The 12,685-nt window shown below is 59.5% G+C and carries 12 protein-coding genes; 3 read left to right on the forward strand and 9 right to left on the reverse strand.

The window, feature by feature from the left end; genetic code table 11:
* Positions 1-33: 33 nt before the first annotated feature.
* Positions 34-1,041 carry a DUF481 domain-containing protein gene (locus AEQ67_RS32485; protein WP_059407892.1) on the forward strand — a complete coding sequence of 336 codons (1,008 nt, stop codon included), beginning with the start codon at positions 34-36 and terminating at the stop codon, positions 1,039-1,041.
* 169 nt (positions 1,042-1,210) lie between these two features.
* Here AEQ67_RS32485 and AEQ67_RS32490 read toward each other — a convergent pair whose 3' ends face one another.
* Positions 1,211-1,420, reverse strand: a complete 210-nt coding sequence (locus tag AEQ67_RS32490) for a cold-shock protein (RefSeq protein WP_002554837.1) — start codon at positions 1,418-1,420, stop codon at positions 1,211-1,213.
* Between the two features lie 355 nt (positions 1,421-1,775).
* Here AEQ67_RS32490 and dcd point away from each other — a divergent pair, with 355 nt between their 5' ends.
* Positions 1,776-2,342 carry a dCTP deaminase gene (dcd, locus tag AEQ67_RS32495; RefSeq protein WP_007947207.1) on the forward strand — a complete coding sequence of 189 codons (567 nt, stop codon included), beginning with the start codon at positions 1,776-1,778 and terminating at the stop codon, positions 2,340-2,342.
* Positions 2,343-2,449: 107 nt separating this feature from the next.
* Positions 2,450-2,659 (forward strand): hypothetical protein, encoded by a 210-nt coding sequence (locus tag AEQ67_RS32500; RefSeq protein WP_059407894.1) that lies wholly within the window; start codon positions 2,450-2,452, stop codon positions 2,657-2,659.
* A 143-nt stretch (positions 2,660-2,802) separates the two neighbouring features.
* On the opposite strand, the gene AEQ67_RS32505 is transcribed toward AEQ67_RS32500, so the two are convergent.
* The 8 genes from AEQ67_RS32505 to AEQ67_RS32540 all read right to left on the reverse strand — a co-directional run bounded on the left by AEQ67_RS32505 (position 2,803) and on the right by AEQ67_RS32540 (position 12,671).
* The gene (locus tag AEQ67_RS32505; RefSeq protein WP_059407895.1) at positions 2,803-3,567 is read right to left on the reverse strand and encodes an ABC transporter ATP-binding protein; all 765 of its coding nucleotides are present in this window, start codon (positions 3,565-3,567) and stop codon (positions 2,803-2,805) included.
* A 13-nt stretch (positions 3,568-3,580) separates the two neighbouring features.
* Positions 3,581-4,699: a succinylglutamate desuccinylase/aspartoacylase family protein gene (locus AEQ67_RS32510; RefSeq protein WP_059407897.1), complete on the reverse strand. Its 1,119-nt coding sequence runs from the start codon at positions 4,697-4,699 to the stop codon at positions 3,581-3,583.
* 26 nt (positions 4,700-4,725) lie between these two features.
* Positions 4,726-5,436: an ABC transporter permease gene (locus AEQ67_RS32515; protein WP_059407899.1), complete on the reverse strand. Its 711-nt coding sequence runs from the start codon at positions 5,434-5,436 to the stop codon at positions 4,726-4,728.
* Positions 5,433-6,161, reverse strand: a complete 729-nt coding sequence (locus AEQ67_RS32520) for an ABC transporter permease (RefSeq protein ID WP_059407902.1) — start codon at positions 6,159-6,161, stop codon at positions 5,433-5,435. Before AEQ67_RS32520 ends, AEQ67_RS32515 begins: the two co-directional genes overlap by 4 nt.
* Before the next feature lie 56 nt (positions 6,162-6,217).
* Positions 6,218-7,000, reverse strand: a complete 783-nt coding sequence (locus AEQ67_RS32525) for a transporter substrate-binding domain-containing protein (RefSeq protein ID WP_059407907.1) — start codon at positions 6,998-7,000, stop codon at positions 6,218-6,220.
* Positions 7,001-7,306: 306 nt separating this feature from the next.
* Positions 7,307-8,995: an ATP-dependent DNA ligase gene (locus AEQ67_RS32530; RefSeq protein ID WP_059407909.1), complete on the reverse strand. Its 1,689-nt coding sequence runs from the start codon at positions 8,993-8,995 to the stop codon at positions 7,307-7,309.
* Positions 8,992-10,026, reverse strand: coding sequence for a ligase-associated DNA damage response exonuclease (locus AEQ67_RS32535; RefSeq protein WP_059407910.1), 1,035 nt, complete (start codon positions 10,024-10,026; stop codon positions 8,992-8,994). Before AEQ67_RS32535 ends, AEQ67_RS32530 begins: the two co-directional genes overlap by 4 nt.
* 194 nt (positions 10,027-10,220) lie before the next feature.
* Positions 10,221-12,671, reverse strand: coding sequence for a penicillin acylase family protein (locus AEQ67_RS32540; protein WP_059407913.1), 2,451 nt, complete (start codon positions 12,669-12,671; stop codon positions 10,221-10,223).
* Between the last annotated feature and the right edge of the window lie 14 nt (positions 12,672-12,685).

Here is a 12,685-nt window from a genome sequence, read left to right on the forward strand (position 1 = left end):
CTTTTCTTCGCAATCTTGAGCCTGTATTTGCTTATGGTGTCCAGAACCCTGCTGTGCCTCGCTGTCTTGAGCGCTTCCACGCCTCTGCTCGCTGATACCGTCTGGTTGAAAAACGGTGACAAGCTGAGCGGTAAGATCACCCTGTTCGACGGCGGCAAACTGTTGATTCAGACCGAATACGCCGGTGCGGTTCCGATCGACTGGAAACAGGTCAAAACCCTGGAAAGCGATCAGGAGTTGCTGGTCAAGCAGGATGCCTACTCCGGTGAAAAAGCCAAGGCACTGCATGCGGCAGAGGACGGCAAAGTGACCCTGGCCAATGGCGAGGCGCCGAAGACTGTCGAGCTGGCGAGTATCCAGCAAATCCTTAAGCCCAAGCCGGTGGTCGAGGATTTGGTGTGGAAGGGCAATATCGACGCGGCGCTGGATTACCAGCGGGCGGAAAAAGACACCGACGACTACGACATCGACTTCAAGACCACTGCGCGTCATGGCAGATGGCGGCATATTGCGGAAGGCGAGTACAACCGCGAATTCCAGGATGACGTTGTGACCACTGACAACTGGCGGGCCGAATACTCGCTCGACCGCTTCCTGACCGAGAAATGGTTCTGGCAAGGTCGCGTGGTCTATAAGCGCGACAAGGTCGAAGACCTCTCCCGCCAACGCACTGTCGGTACTGGTCCGGGCTACCAGTTCTGGGACAACGAGTTGGGCGCATTCTCGCTGGGCTCGCTGGTCAACCGCACGGACTATGAGTTCGCCGACGGCAGCAAGGAAAACTTCTATTCCGTGGCGATGAAGTGGGATTACAACCGCTACCTCATCGGCAAGAAGGTGGAGTTCTTCACCAATGGCGAGGTCGGCAAGCCATTGTCGGGTGTGGCGGATTACGCGCTCGATGCCGAAGCGGGCTTGCGCTACAAGGTCACCGAGTGGGCATCGCTTAACCTGAAGGCCGAGCGAGACATTATCAGCGGCACCGACGATGCCGATCTGGACAAGACCCGCTATACCGCAGGCTTTGGCGTGGCCTGGTAAGCGCCGCTTAAAGATCAAAAGATCGCAGCCTTCGGCAACTCCTACAGGGATTGAAGTCATCCTGTAGGAGCTGCCGAAGGCTGCGATCTTTTTTTTGCGTGGCAAAAACATACGCCCACAAAAAAGCCCCGCTTTTGAGGGCGGGGCTTTTTACTAAAGCAAGTACAAGTTAGATAACTTGAACTTCTTCAGCTTGCATGCCTTTCTGACCGCGGGTAGCGATGAAAGAAACCTGTTGGCCTTCTTTCAGGCTTTTGAAGCCGTCGGATTGGATAGCTTTGAAGTGAACGAACAGGTCGTCACCGGATTGTGGAGTGATGAAGCCGAAGCCTTTTTCATCGTTGAACCACTTAACGGTACCAGTTTGGCGATTAGACATGGTGTAACTCCTTGAACAAAGATAACTGCGACGCAGGAAGAACCCTGGCCGAGACTGAGTGCAAAGAGCAGGAAAAATTCTTGTAGATGGTTGGATCGAAATTCAACATATCGTGTAGAGATTCTCAGTGACACAAGCAGCACAGTGGCGCCACCTTAACCCTTTTTCCGGAACGTGCCAATGCTTCCTGCGAAGGTTTCTCTGTTTTCGTGACTGACGGTGCACTGCATTGCGGCGAAGGCCCGGAAATTACGGGGGGATCGCCGAGAAATGTTCCCCGGACTTTGAACCCGGCGGCGCGCCCCGGTAAGATGCCGGACAGAATTTTTCCACCTCGCTATTCAGGACACCCGCCATGAGCATCAAATCGGACAAGTGGATTCGCCGCATGGCGCAAGAGCACGGCATGATCGAACCTTTCGTCGAGCGTCAGGTGCGCGGCGAAGGCGCCGAGCGAGTGATTTCCTACGGTGTGTCGAGCTACGGCTACGACGTGCGTTGCGCCGATGAATTCAAAGTGTTCACCAACATCAATTCGGCGACCGTTGATCCGAAGAACTTCGACGAGAAGAGCTTCGTCGACGTCAAGAGCGACGTCTGCATCATTCCGCCGAACTCCTTCGCCCTGGCGCGCACCGTGGAATTCTTCCGCATCCCGCGCAATGTGCTGACGATCTGCCTCGGTAAAAGCACCTACGCCCGTTGCGGCATTATCGTCAACGTGACGCCGCTTGAGCCCGAGTGGGAAGGCCACGTGACCCTGGAGTTCTCCAATACCACCACGTTGCCGGCGAAAATCTACGCCAACGAAGGTGTCGCACAGATGTTGTTCTTCGAATCCGACGAAGAGTGCGAAGTCTCCTACAAGGACCGTGGCGGCAAGTATCAGGGCCAGCTCGGCGTCACCCTGCCACGCACCTGATCCATTCATCTGGCAGCTAGCGGGAATTCTTGAGCGGGTAGACACTCTATTGGGGTGTACTGCCCGGTTCGCCTACAGCGGACCGGGCCATTGCTCAGGAGTGCTTTATGAAGATCGATCCGCGAATAAGTGCTGAACTGGCCAGGCTTGAGCCCAATCAGGTTGGCGTCTTGGCCTGGTCCTTGTTGGCACATCCGCCAATCAGCATGGCAGGGGGCATCCCCGGCCAGCCTGATCCCGATACCCCTAACGAACAACCACAGGAACCCGGTGAGCCCACCCTGCCGGATGAGCCGCCTCCAGCCCCCGTTGCCTGAAACCATTCGGCTGGCGACCTGCACTTTGTAGGAGCTGCCGAAGGCTGCGATCTTTTTGAGGGCAGACGAAAAGCGAGATCAAAAGATCGCAGGCTTCGCCAGCTCCTACAGGGAATCGTAGTAGCGGGCGAATCCTGCGATTTTTATTTCAGGTTACCGCTCAGGAACTGCTTCAACCGCTCACTTTTCGGCCTGCCCAGCACGTCTTCCGGCGCGCCCTCTTCCTCCACCAACCCTTGGTGCAGAAACAGCACCTGGCTCGATACCTTGCGGGCGAAGCTCATTTCGTGGGTCACCATGATCATGGTCCGGCCTTCTTCGGCCAGGCCCTGGATCACTCGGAGCACTTCACCCACCAGTTCCGGGTCGAGCGCCGAGGTCGGTTCGTCGAACAGCATGACTTCCGGTTCCATGGCCAACGCGCGGGCAATGGCGACCCGTTGCTGCTGGCCGCCGGAAAGGAATGCCGGGTATTGGTCTGCCACGCGGGCGGCCAGGCCGACCTTGTCGAGGTAGCGTCGGGCGCGGTCTTCGGCTTCTTGCTTGCTGCAACCCAACACCCGGCGCGGGGCCATGGTGATGTTTTCCAGCACCGTCATGTGGCTCCACAGGTTGAAGTGCTGGAACACCATGGCCAGACGGGTGCGGATCTTCTGCAGTTCATCGGCGTCGGCCACGTGCATGCCGTGACGATCCTTGATCATGCGGATGTTCTGCCCGTCCAGGCTCATGCTGCCGTCGTTGGGTTGTTCGAGGAAGTTGATGCAGCGCAGGAAGGTACTTTTGCCCGAGCCGCTGGCGCCGATCAGGCTGATGACATCGCCGGTGTTGGCCTTGAGCGAAACGCCTTTGAGTACTTCATGATCGCCATAGCTTTTATGCAGGCCTTCGATGGTCAGTTTGTACATGGGGCATGCATCCTCAAGGCGAAAGTAGGTAGCCGCTGCGATAGGCTTCGGTGCCCGCGACGTGCGCGATCACCATGCCGGCAGTGGCCATGCGACGCAGCGAACGGGCGTACATCAACCCGGCGGCGGTGCAATGAACGGGAGTGACGCGATCAGAGATCGGGTCAATGATTTCGGCAATCAACTGCCCGGCTTCCAGGTACTCGCCCGGTAGCGCGGTGAACACCAGCAATCCACCGACAGGCGTTGCCACCGGTTCAACACCGGCCAGCGGTGTGGCCGGGTAGGGCAGCTCGGGCAGTGGGGCGGGTTCGCCAGCAATGGCGCCGAAGTGCATCAGGTAATCGATCAGCGCCTGGCAGTCGAGGCTGGCCAATGGGTGATTGACGTCGCCCTGGCCACGCAATTCGACGGTGACCGAGAAACTGCCTGGCGGAATGTCGAAGTGTTCGCCGAAGCGCTCTTTCAACTGCCACCAGAGCAGCGTGAAGCATTCGTCGAACGACTGGCCGCCGGAATCGGTGGCCAGCAGGCTCGCCTCGGCCCCGATGTAACGCGCCAGCGGCTCGACCTGAGGCCAGGCCTCGGGCGTGGTGTAAAGGTGCGCGACGGCTTCGAAGTCGCAGTGCAGATCCAGCACCATGTCTGCATCGCAGGCCAGCCGTTGCAGGGTCAGACGCTGGGATTGCAGTTGAGTGCCGGCGGTTTGCCTGGCCAGCGCGTTGCGCAAGCTACTGCGGATCAGTTCGAGGTTGTGCTGCGGATCGTCGCCGAGCTGGCCTTCGATCGCGTTGCCGACTTCTTCGCTCAGATCGACGAACCAGCGATTGAAGTTCTGCCCGCTTTCGAGCTCGTAGCGGCCCAGCGGCACATCCATCAGCACCTGTTCCAGGCCGACCGGGTTGGCCACGGGCACCAAGACGATTTCGCTGCGCAGGCGCCCGGCGGCTTCCAGCTCCGCCAGACGCTGCTTGAGGTGCCAGGCGACCAGCATGCCGGGCATTTCATCGGCATGCAGGGATGCCTGGATGTAGATCTTGCCTTTGGCCGACGAGGGGCCGAAGTGGAAACTGTGGATCTGTCGTGCGGTCCCCGGCAGCGGGGCCAGCAAGTCATGAATCTGGTGGCGCATTTGTCTTATTCCAGGAAGCTTGGGCCCTAGTGAGTCGGCCCGAGGAAGGCCAGCCATCGACGTTCGGCGAGGCGGAACAGGCCGACCAGCGCAAAGGTAACGGTCAGGTAGATCAGCGCGGCGATGCCGAACGACTGGAAGGTCAGGAAGGTCGCCGAGTTGGCGTCCCGAGCGACTTTCAGGATATCCGGGATGGTCGCGGTGAAGGCCACGGTGGTCGAGTGCAGCATCAGGATCACTTCGTTGCTGTAATAAGGCAACGAGCGACGCAGGGCCGAAGGCATGATCACGTAGGCATACAGCTTCCAGCCTGTCAGACCGTAAGCTTTGGCCGCTTCGACTTCACCGTGATTCATGCTGCGAATCGCCCCGGCGAAAATCTCCGTGGTGTAGGCGCAGGTGTTCAGGGCGAAGGCCAGGATGGTGCAGTTCATCGCATCGCGAAAGAACGCATCCAGTACCGGTTGGGCGCGCACTGCCGCCAGGCTGTAGATCCCGGTGTAGCAGATCAGCAGCTGGATATACAACGGCGTACCGCGGAACAGGTAGGTGTAGAACTGCACCGGCCAGCGGACGTAGAAGTGCGGTGAAACCCGGGCGATGGACAGCGGGATCGACACCAGGAAACCGATGAAGATCGACGCACTGAGCAGCCACATGGTCATGGCCAGGCCGGTGATGTGGTAGCCGTCGGTATAAAGGAAGGGTTTCCAGTATTCCTGCAAGAGTTCGATCATCGTACGGCCTCCCGGGATCCGGCGGCGTAGCGGCGTTCAAGCTTGCGCAGGACGAAGTTGGATGCACTGGTGATCAGCAGGTAAATCAGCGCAGCGAGCACCAGAAAGTAAAATAGTTGATAGGTGCTTTTACCGGCATCCTGGGCAGCCTTGACCAGATCGGCGAGGCCGATGATCGATACCAGGGCGGTGGCCTTGAGCATCACCATCCAGTTGTTACCGATGCCCGGCAGGGCGAAACGCATCATCTGCGGGAACACCACGATCCAGAAGCGCTGGCCGCGTTTGAGGCCATAGGCCGTGGCTGCTTCGACCTGACCCCGCGGCACGGCAAGAATCGCCCCGCGGAAGGTTTCAGTGAAGTACGCGCCGTAAATGAAGCCCAGGGTGATGACCCCGGCGCTGAACGGGTTGATCTCGATGTATTCCCATTCCATGTACTCGGTGAACGTCGTCAACCAGGTTTGCAGGCTGTAGAAGATCAGCAGCATCAGCACCAGGTCCGGTACGCCGCGAATCAGCGTGGTGTAGAGCTGGGCCGGAAAGCGCAACAATTTGGATTTCGACAGTTTGGCACTGGCGCCCAGCAAGCCGAGTAAAACGGCCACCAGCAGCGACAACGCCGATAATTTGATGGTCATCCAGGTGCCTTCCAACAGCAAAGGACCGAAGCCCTTGAGGCTGAAGGCTGAGAGCCCCAGGTTTTGTAATAGGTTTTCGAACATAAATCAGCAACCTGATCGAGTAAAAAAAGCGCCCACCGCGAGATGGGCGCCGGGCATTATTTGCCGCTGTACAGATTCAGATCGCCAAAGTGTTTCTTCTGAATGGTGGCGTAGGTGCCATCGTCGTGTAACGCTTTGATACCTTTATCCAATAGTGCCTTGAGGTCTTTGTTACCTTTAGAGATACCGATAGCTGTTTTGGCTGGCAGCAGGGGCGCATCAATCGGCTTGCTGACTTCGTAATCGGCACCTTGTGGCGACTTCAAAAAGCCCAATTCGGCTTGCAGCATGTCCTGGACCCCGGCGTCGAGACGACCGGAAGTCAGGTCGGAATACACCTGATCCTGATTCTGATAGGCCTGGGTTTTCACGCCAGCCTTGTCCAGAACGGCTTTGGCGTAGGCTTCCTGGATGGTGCCTTGTTCGTAGCCGACGGTTTTGCCCTTGAGTGAAGCCACGTCGGTGGTAATGCCAGAACCTTTCTTCGACACGTAAGCGGTTGGGCCGGAGAACAGTTCGCTGGAGAAGTCGATGACTTTTTCGCGGGCTTCGGTGACGGTCATCGAAGAGATCACGCCGTCGAATTTATTGGCCTTGAGGCCCGGAATCATGCCGTCGAAATCGCTTTCGACCCATTTGCACTTGACCTTCAGCTCGGCGCAGATTGCGTTCCCCAGATCGATGTCGAAGCCCACCAGGCTACCGTCAGCCGCTTTCGACTCGAACGGTGCATAGGAAGGGTCAACGCCAAAACGCAATTCTTTGTATTCCTTTGCCATGGCGGAGCCGGCAGCCATGCACAACGCCAGTGCAGAAAGGGTCAGCAATGCTTTTTTCATTATTCAATCCCTAAGAACCAATATGAGCGCTTGTGGCGCAGAATTATTGTTACTGGAAAGCGTAAGACTCAATGAAAGTAGCAATTTCCGAACCAGAGTGCCGAACAAGCGTTTAAAAGGTGATTCAAGAAATGGCTGGGGGAGATTTATGCACGAAAACGGGCATAGGAAAATAGCCGCACCAAAATGATTCAAATTGCCAATCTCCTGTAGGAGCAGAGCTTGCTCGCGAAGGCGGTGTATCAGGCACATTTAAGTTGACTGACACCACTTCGCGAGCAAGCTCGCTCCTACAGAAGGCGGGGGTTAGCCGAGCAGATTCTGCAACGTTCCGAGGTTGTCGGCCTCTTCGACCGACTTGTCCTGCCGCCAGCGCAACATCCTCGGAAACCGCACCGCAATGCCGCTTTTATGACGCTTGGACAAGGCGATCCCCTCGAACCCCAACTCAAACACCAGGCTCGGTTTGACACTGCTCACTGGCCCGAATTTCTCGACGGTGGTCTTGCGCACGATGCTGTCGACCTGGCGCATTTCTTCATCGGTGAGCCCTGAATACGCCTTGGCAAACGGCACCAGCGTGCGTTCGCTGGCATCGGGCGGGCCATCCCACACGGCAAAGGTGTAATCACTGTAGAGACTGGCGCGGCGGCCATGACCGCGTTGCGCGTAAATCAGCACCGCATCGACGCTGAACGGGTCGACTTTCCACTTCCACCAGACGCCCATGTCCTTAGTCCGACCGACGCCATACAGCGCATCCCGAGCCTTGAGCATCATGCCTTCGACCCCCAGGCTGCGGGACGCTTCGCGCTGCCGGGCGAGGTCAAACCAGTCTTCACCGGTGAGCACCGGCGAGGGCAACAACACCGGGTTCGCGCAGGTTTTGATCACCTGCTCCAGTTGAGTGCGACGTTGGGCTTGAGGCCGGTTGCGCCAGTCTTCGCCCTGCCACTCCAGCAAGTCATAAGCGAGGACCACCACCGGCACCGCATCGAGGATTTTCTTGTCCAGGGTTTTGCGGCCGATCCGCTGTTGCAACAACGCGAACGGTTGTACCGAGGGCGAGGTTGGCGATTGCGGATTGAAGGCATCTTCTGTGTCCGGTTGTACGGAGTTCCAGGCAACGATTTCTCCGTCGATCACCGTGCCGTCGGGCAAACCGTGAACCAGACTATCGAGTTCGGGAAAGCGTTCGGTGACCAGCTCTTCGCCGCGCGACCAGATCCACAGGCGTCCATCGCGCTTGACCACCTGCGCGCGGATGCCGTCCCACTTCCATTCCACTTGCCATTGGCTGGCCGGGCCGAGCAGGGCTTCGAACTGGTCAACCGGTTGCGACAGGGCGTGGGCGAGGAAAAACGGATACGGCTGGCCGCCCCGTTGCGCGTGCTCGTCGCACGATTCGGCAGCGATCAGCTTCCGGTAACTGGCGGCGCTCGGGCGGTTCGACAGGTCGGTGTAACCCACCAGCCGTTGAGCCACGCGCTTGCTGTCGAGGTGTGCCATGGCCGCCAGGGCACGGGTCACCAGCAATTTGGACACGCCAACGCGGAAGCTGCCGGTGATCAGTTTGATGCAGACCATCAAGCTTTGCCGGTCGAGTTGCGCCCACAGGGCTGGCAACTTTTCGGCGAGGACCTGCGGGGTTTCACCGCGCAGCGGCAGCAGTTTGTCTTCCATCCAGACGGCCAGTCCGTCGTCAGAACTGTGCAGCGCTTCGGGCAGCACCAGCGAGATGGTTTCCGCCAGGTCGCCCACCGCCTGATAACTTTCTTCGAACAGCCACGGCGCCAGTCCGGAAACCGTCTCGGCGAGCTCACGCAGAATGCGCACAGGCACCAATTGGCGAGGTCGCCCGCCCGACAGAAAGTACACCGCCCATGCGGCATCTTCCGGCGCAGCTTCGGCGAAGTAGTGTTGCATCGCCGCCAGTTTGGCGTTGCTCGACGTCGTGGCGTCGAGCTCGGCATACAACTCGGCGAAAGCCTTCATGGCAGCGCCTCGGCGCTTTCAGGCTCCACGCTTTGGATTTCTTCCTCATCGTCGCCGTATTCGGTGTTGAAACTCTGCGCATCGAGCCCTTGCTCACGCAGATGGCGGACCAGTACCCCAACCGAGCCATGGGTGACCATCACCCGTTCGGCAGCGGTCTGTTCGATCGCCCAGAACAAGCCCGGCCAGTCGGCGTGGTCGGACAACACGAAGCCGCGGTCCACGCCGCGCCGCCGTCGTGTGCCACGCAAGCGCATCCAGCCGCTGGCGAAGCCATCGCTGTAGTCGCCGAAGCGGCGCATCCAGCTGCTGCCACTCGCGGACGGCGGAGCGAGCACCAACGCCTTGCGCATCATCGGGTCGCTCTTTTTTACCTCGTTGGTGTAGATCGTTGGCGGTAGATAAACACCGCTCTCGCGATAAACCCGGTTCAGCGGTTCCACGGCGCCATGCACCAAAATGGGGCCGAGACTGGCGTCAATCCCGTGGAGAATGCGCTGGGCTTTGCCGAAGGAATAGCAAAACAGCACGCTGGTTTTATCGACGGCGGCATTGGCCTGCCACCACTGGTTGATCTCGGCAAAGACCTGCGCCTGTGGTTGCCAGCGATAAATCGGCAGGCCGAATGTCGATTCGGTGATGAAGGTGTGGCAGCGCACCGGTTCGAAGGGCGCGCAGGTGCCGTCGGGTTCGATCTTGTAGTCCCCCGAGGCAACCCACACCTCACCCTGATATTCCAGCCGCACTTGAGCCGAACCGAGGACGTGGCCGGCGGGGTGAAAACTCAGTGTCACGCCGTGATGCAGCAATGACTCGCCGTACGCCAGGGTTTGCAGATCAATGTCCTGGCCCAGTCGCGCACGCAGAATCCCTGCACCGGGCGCCGCCGCCAGATAGTGCCGGTTGCCGGTGCGGGCATGGTCGCCGTGGGCGTGGGTGATGACCGCCCGCTCGACCGGGCGCCAGGGGTCGATGTAGAAATCCCCGGCCGGGCAATACAAACCTTCGGGGCGAGCGATAACAAGGTCCATGTCTGTTACCAAAATGGGGGGACTTGTTAGCTATGAGGTGGGCGCGAGGCGAGAAGTTCTATTGATTGTTTCAGCGTTTAAACGCAAAAGATCGCAGCCTCGTTGCACTCGACAGCTCCTACATGGGATGGCGTACACCTTGTAGGAGCTGTCGAGTGCAACGAGGCTGCGATCTTTTGATCTGGTCTTTTGACTTACTTGCCAGGTGTCAGCGTCAGACGCTTGCTCCCATACACCTTGTCAAAGTTCTGCGGCTGCATCGGCAAGCTCATGTACTGGCCCTTGAGCCACGGATCGATGCTGTCGAGGTAGTTCGGGCTGGCCGGGTTGCCGGATTGACCAGTGCCGTTCTGGCCCATCAGCGGTTCGGCCTGGCCGAAGTCGACGATAAAGCGCATGGCGGGCGCCAGCGTCGTGTTGAAGTCCTGCCCCCAGGCGAACGCCGCGGTATTGAGTGTGGTGTGATCGCCACCGGCCGCGAGTGGTCCGCGCACGGTCTGGCCGCTGGCGTTTTTCCACTCGTAGCGGTGCAGTTTGCCCCACTGCCAGGCTTTGCGGTCGCCGCCCAACTGGCTGTCACCGGCCGTAATGGCCGCCGCCAGGCTGCGGGCGAGGATCGCCGGTTTGTCTTCTTTCTGCGCGGTGCGTAAGTCATCCCAGAACGGACTGTCCTCGCGCCCCAGCAGGTGATCGGCCTGGGCCGCGTAGGACAACTTGCCGTTGGCGATAAAGGCCTGCCACGCCGGGCTGCTTTCCGGACCCAGCTCGTCGAGGAATATTTGCTGGGTGCTTTGCTGAAGGAACAACTCGTAAATCGCCGCGTCGGCGGAAGTCGGGCCGAGTTTGCCGTCGAAGGCCATCAAGCGCGTGAAAGCCTCGCGAGCCTTGTCGCGATCGGCCCCCGGCAAGGCTTCAATAGCCTGTTTCAGCGGCTGGGACATGCCCGGTGCGGCGAACATTTTCTTCAGTTTGGCGGCAAACGTGGTGGTCTGGTCGTATTGCATGGCGATCAGGCTGCGCGTGTCGTGTTTGCCCACGCCGGCCAGTTCCGCCATGCGTTCGCCACGTTCCGGTGCCGACCAGGAATTGGACAGCTGCATGCCGTAGCCGTGGGGAATGACCCGCTGGTTGGCGGTGCCGAGCCAGCCTTGGGCCGGGTCTTGGTCATACGGATGGAGCATCGGGTCGGCGTAACCGTCCCAATCGTAGCGACCTTCCCAGCCCGGCGATGGCAGCAGGCCTTCACCTTCGCGACGGTTCGGGTAGCGCCCGGTGACTTGCCAGCCGATGTTGCTGGCATCGGCAAACACCAGGTTCAGGGCGATGGCGCGGATTTCACGGCTGGCGTCCGAGGCTTTCTCGACGGTTTGTGCACGGGACAGGTCGAAAAACGCGTCCAGGGTTTTGTCGTCGGTGAAGTTCGGCGTTTGCAAGGCCAGGCCAAAGCCATTGCCCAACGCGGTGCCCTGGGCGCTGTTGAGCAGCGGCCCGTGACGGGTTTCGTAGACGGCTTCGCGAACCGGTCGCTGACCTTTGACGAAGAAGGTTTCGTTACGCACGATGGCCGGCTGCCATTTACCGCCAACTTCGTAGGAAAGCCCGTTGCCCTGGCGTTTGATTTTCTCCAGGAACAGGTCCTGGTTGTCGCCCATGACCGAGGTCATGCTCCAGGCCACTTTGCCGTTGAAACCGCCCAGGACCATCGGCAACCCGGCAATGGTCACGCCGGAAGCCTGGTATTTCGGCGCACGAATCTGCACGTAGCTGAACAACGATGGCACGCCCAACGGCCCGTGGCTGTCGCTGGCCAGCAGGCTTTTACCGCTGCGGCTGCGTTGCGGGGCGATGGCCCAGTTGTTGGATGACGTGGCGCCCAGCAGATTCAGATCGGACAGCTGGCGTGTGGCTTTGCTGACTTCGGTAAGCCCCGGGATTTGCCCGTTGAGTTTGATGCCTTGAAGTTTTTCGCCTTCGCCCAACGGCAGTTTTTCGTCGGGAGCGGACGGTTCCAGCCAGGGCAGCTTGTCGTTGCTGACGGTCTGGGCCAGCACCAGCGAGGAAATTTCTTCCGGCAGGTTGGCCGACTGGCTGAAGTTCAGCAGGCAGAAAATCAGCGCCGAATCTTCCGGCTGCCAGTATTCAGGCTTGTAACCGCTGGCCATCAGGTCGGCCGGGAGTTTGTCGCGGAAGCGGAAGAGGTAGGCGTTGACCCCGCGCGCATAGACTTCGAAGAAGCGCTTGAGGCGCGGCGAAGACGCCTTGTACAGCTCGCCGGCACTTTTCTTCAGGTTGACCGCACGCATGTAGCGGTCGGCGTCGAGCAGGTCCGAGCCGGACATTTCCGCCAAACGGCCTTGGGCCAGCAGGCGCAGGGTGACCATCTGGGTGATGCGGTCGCTGGCGTGTACGTAGCCGAGGGCGAACAGCGCGTCGTGGAAGCTGTTGCTTTCGATCAGCGGCATGCCCATGGCATTGCGGCGCACCGAAACGTTCTGGGCCAGACCTTTGAGCGGCTGCACGCCGACGGTGGGCGGGAGGGTGTCCTGGGTGTTCCAGGTCTGACAACCGGTCAGGCTCAAAACACCGGCCACTGCTGCGGCTACGCCGAACCGGGGAAGAAAATGTGTAAGGGCTGGCGAGGCCATGGCAAAGCTCCTGC

Source organism: Pseudomonas sp. RIT-PI-q, assembly GCF_001297125.1.
Lineage (GTDB): Bacteria > Pseudomonadota > Gammaproteobacteria > Pseudomonadales > Pseudomonadaceae > Aquipseudomonas.

What these genes read in the sequence shown, in the direction of transcription:
- AEQ67_RS32485 (WP_059407892.1), top strand. Translation starts at nt 34, where the DNA reads ATGGTGTCCAGAACCCTGCTGTGCCTCGCTGTCTTGAGCGCTTCCACG.
- AEQ67_RS32490 (WP_002554837.1), bottom strand. Translation starts at nt 1,420, where the DNA reads ATGTCTAATCGCCAAACTGGTACCGTTAAGTGGTTCAACGATGAAAAA.
- dcd (WP_007947207.1), top strand. Translation starts at nt 1,776, where the DNA reads ATGAGCATCAAATCGGACAAGTGGATTCGCCGCATGGCGCAAGAGCAC.
- AEQ67_RS32500 (WP_059407894.1), top strand. Translation starts at nt 2,450, where the DNA reads ATGAAGATCGATCCGCGAATAAGTGCTGAACTGGCCAGGCTTGAGCCC.
- AEQ67_RS32505 (WP_059407895.1), bottom strand. Translation starts at nt 3,567, where the DNA reads ATGTACAAACTGACCATCGAAGGCCTGCATAAAAGCTATGGCGATCAT.
- AEQ67_RS32510 (WP_059407897.1), bottom strand. Translation starts at nt 4,699, where the DNA reads ATGCGCCACCAGATTCATGACTTGCTGGCCCCGCTGCCGGGGACCGCA.
- AEQ67_RS32515 (WP_059407899.1), bottom strand. Translation starts at nt 5,436, where the DNA reads ATGATCGAACTCTTGCAGGAATACTGGAAACCCTTCCTTTATACCGAC.
- AEQ67_RS32520 (WP_059407902.1), bottom strand. Translation starts at nt 6,161, where the DNA reads ATGTTCGAAAACCTATTACAAAACCTGGGGCTCTCAGCCTTCAGCCTC.
- AEQ67_RS32525 (WP_059407907.1), bottom strand. Translation starts at nt 7,000, where the DNA reads ATGAAAAAAGCATTGCTGACCCTTTCTGCACTGGCGTTGTGCATGGCT.
- AEQ67_RS32530 (WP_059407909.1), bottom strand. Translation starts at nt 8,995, where the DNA reads ATGAAGGCTTTCGCCGAGTTGTATGCCGAGCTCGACGCCACGACGTCG.
- AEQ67_RS32535 (WP_059407910.1), bottom strand. Translation starts at nt 10,026, where the DNA reads ATGGACCTTGTTATCGCTCGCCCCGAAGGTTTGTATTGCCCGGCCGGG.
- AEQ67_RS32540 (WP_059407913.1), bottom strand. Translation starts at nt 12,671, where the DNA reads ATGGCCTCGCCAGCCCTTACACATTTTCTTCCCCGGTTCGGCGTAGCC.